2 protein-coding genes are annotated in these 2,449 nt (G+C 69.1%); one reads left to right on the top strand and one right to left on the bottom strand.

All coding sequences use genetic code 11. The features are described from left to right. Positions 1 to 1,281: alginate lyase family protein (locus GGE06_RS41940; protein WP_184933329.1), on the bottom strand; the 1,281-nt coding region annotated here is incomplete at its 3' end. Between the two features lie 414 nt (positions 1,282 to 1,695). Between GGE06_RS41940 and GGE06_RS41935 the strand changes: the two genes are divergently transcribed. Continuing rightward, on the top strand, positions 1,696 to 2,449 hold a 754-nt coding region (locus tag GGE06_RS41935; RefSeq protein ID WP_246533107.1), incomplete at its 3' end, for a glycoside hydrolase family 18 protein.

Here is a 2,449-nt window from a genome sequence, read left to right as displayed (position 1 = left end):
AGCGGTCACCGCAGTCGACACCGCCGCCGACACCGACGAACCCGCCTTCACACTGCCCGAGGTCGGGGAGAGGGCCACGGAGAAGTCGTTGGCGGTCGGTGTTCCGGTGTCTCCGTGGGTGAGGGTTTCCCAGGCGATCCAGTGGTCGTCGGTGCCTTCGGGGCGGTGGGCCAGGGTGTACTTCTGGGTGTTGGCCAGCGTGAGTCCGAGTCGGTTGTGGAGTGCGCTGTACCCGATCTCGGTGACCGGTCCGAGGCCGAGGTTGACCGTGCCGCCGCAGATCGAGGACGGGACGGCGGCGCCGTTGTCGTAGCCGGTGTGGAACTCGTAGGTGTAGCGCATCCGGGTCGCCAGCTGCGACCACAGGTCGGTGCCCTGAAGGCGCGCGGTCTCGGCGACGTGGGCGATGGCCTCGATGCCCCAGCCGGTGTGGCCGAAGTCGCGGCAGGTCTCCTGGGCGATGCCGTTGACGAACGTGCTCTGCCCGAACCAGTAGTTGATCAGCTCGCTGGTGGTGTCGATGCTGGAGCGCGGCGGGTAGGCGGGCTGGCTGCCGTCGGAGGTGGTGTAGACGTACGCCGGGACGCGTCCCGTGAAGATGGACATCGCCTTGTCGTAGTTCGTGGCGTCGTCGAGGTGGACCGAGATCCCGACGGCTGCGTCCATCATGATCAGCTCCCAGTTGCCGTTCTTGCCCGGGGCGCCCTGGATCACGACGGGGAGGTAGACGTTGCGCAGCATGGTGTCGAAGCGGGACGAGTTCGACCAGCCGCCGCTGTAGGTGTACTTGATGATCTCTGCGGACTCCGACCACACCGTCCCGGCCCAGCCGGTCTGCAGTGGGGCGTTGGAGTTGGTGTGCGCGGTGATGGTCCCCGACCAGGCGTCCATGATCTGGATCGCCTTCTTCGCATAGCTGCTGTTGCCGGTCACGTACCAGGCCAGCGCATCGGTGTAGGCGGCGATCGCGTCCTCCCGCTCGTCGCTGCACCCGTAGTCGGGGTTCGACGACGGGCCGCACTCGACGGTGGACCGCGGGTGGGGCGTGTAGGACGGCGAGGCGTACGAGCTGGCCAGCAGCTGGGACCAGGCACTCTTCTGCGGCTCGACACCACCGTTCACCCGGGTCCGGATCAGGTCCAGTTGGGACGTGCCGAGCAGGACACCGGGGTGCGTGAAGCCGGCGGGGGCGGTCACGGCGGTGCTGACGGTCGCCGCGCCCGCGCCGGACGGGGCGGCACCGGCGGTGAGGGCCGTCATGGCCGCCAGTGTCGCCGCCATGACGAGGAGGGCGGCGCCGATCGAACGGCGGCGGGGTCTGCGCTGGTCCGTGGGGCGACGGGGGGCTGGGGGGGGCGGAGCACCACTGCGACCACCTCTCTAGTTAGTAAAGTTTACTTACCACTCTGCTGGCCGGTGAGCGTAGGACCGCCCTGATGCCCCGTCAAGGCAGCCCGTCGTGCCGGGTTTTCAGTTGGTGCAGACCATTGACGCGCCGATTCCCGGTCGCTAGCTTCAAGCCGTTAGGAAACCTTCCTTACTATCGGCCGCCTGTGAGCCGGCCCGCTTCGACCTGCGGCGTCCCCGGGCTCGTCAGCCCGGGCAAGGGCGACCGGGCGGCGGCCCGTGCCGTCCCGCGATGACGTTCCCCCACCTCGCTCATTCCTCTCCCACAGCGAAAGGAACCGATCCCCCATGTCCCGATCCGCCCCTGCCCGCAGACTGCTCACGGCGGCTCTGGCCGCCGCTCTCCCCGCGGCTGCGCTCGCCGTGGTCGCGGCTGCGCCCGCCCACGCCGCCGGCGGTGCGTTCCCCGCGCACTACTCGGCGCCGTACCTGGAGATCGACAGCTCCACGGCCGGCGACCTGGCCGCCGACCTGAGTGCCAGCGGCGACAAGTTCTACACGCTGGCGTTCCTGACGCCGAAGTCCGGCTGCACCCCGATGTGGGAGAGGGGCGGCGATCCGGTCGGGGCGTTCAAGTCCCAGATCGGCTCCCTGCAGTCGGCCGGCGGCAACGTCATCGTCTCCTTCGGCGGCGCCGCCGGCGGGGAACTGGCGCAGACCTGCACCTCGGTGTCCAGCCTCACGGCGGCGTACGCCAATGTGGTCAACACCTACGGCGTGACCCGCCTGGACTTCGACATCGAGGGCTCCGTCCTGGACGACACCGTCTCCAACGCCCGCCGCGACCAGGCGCTGGCCGCCCTCCAGGCGCAGTACCCGAACGTCCAGGTCGACTTCACCCTGCCAGTGGACCCCGGTGGCCTGCCCACCAACGCGATGAACATGCTCAAGGACGCCAAGTCGAAGGGCGTGAAGGTCAACCTGGTCAACATCATGACGATGGACTTCGGCGACGGGCAGAACGCCCTGAACGACGCCGAGTCCGCCGCGAACGGCACCGCCCCGCAGTTGGCCTCGCTCTACGGCATCACGACCGCGCAGG

The organism is Streptomyces nymphaeiformis (genome assembly GCF_014203895.1).
In the GTDB taxonomy this organism is placed as follows: domain Bacteria; phylum Actinomycetota; class Actinomycetes; order Streptomycetales; family Streptomycetaceae; genus Streptomyces; species Streptomyces nymphaeiformis.
This window is presented reverse-complemented; position numbering and strand designations above follow the sequence as displayed.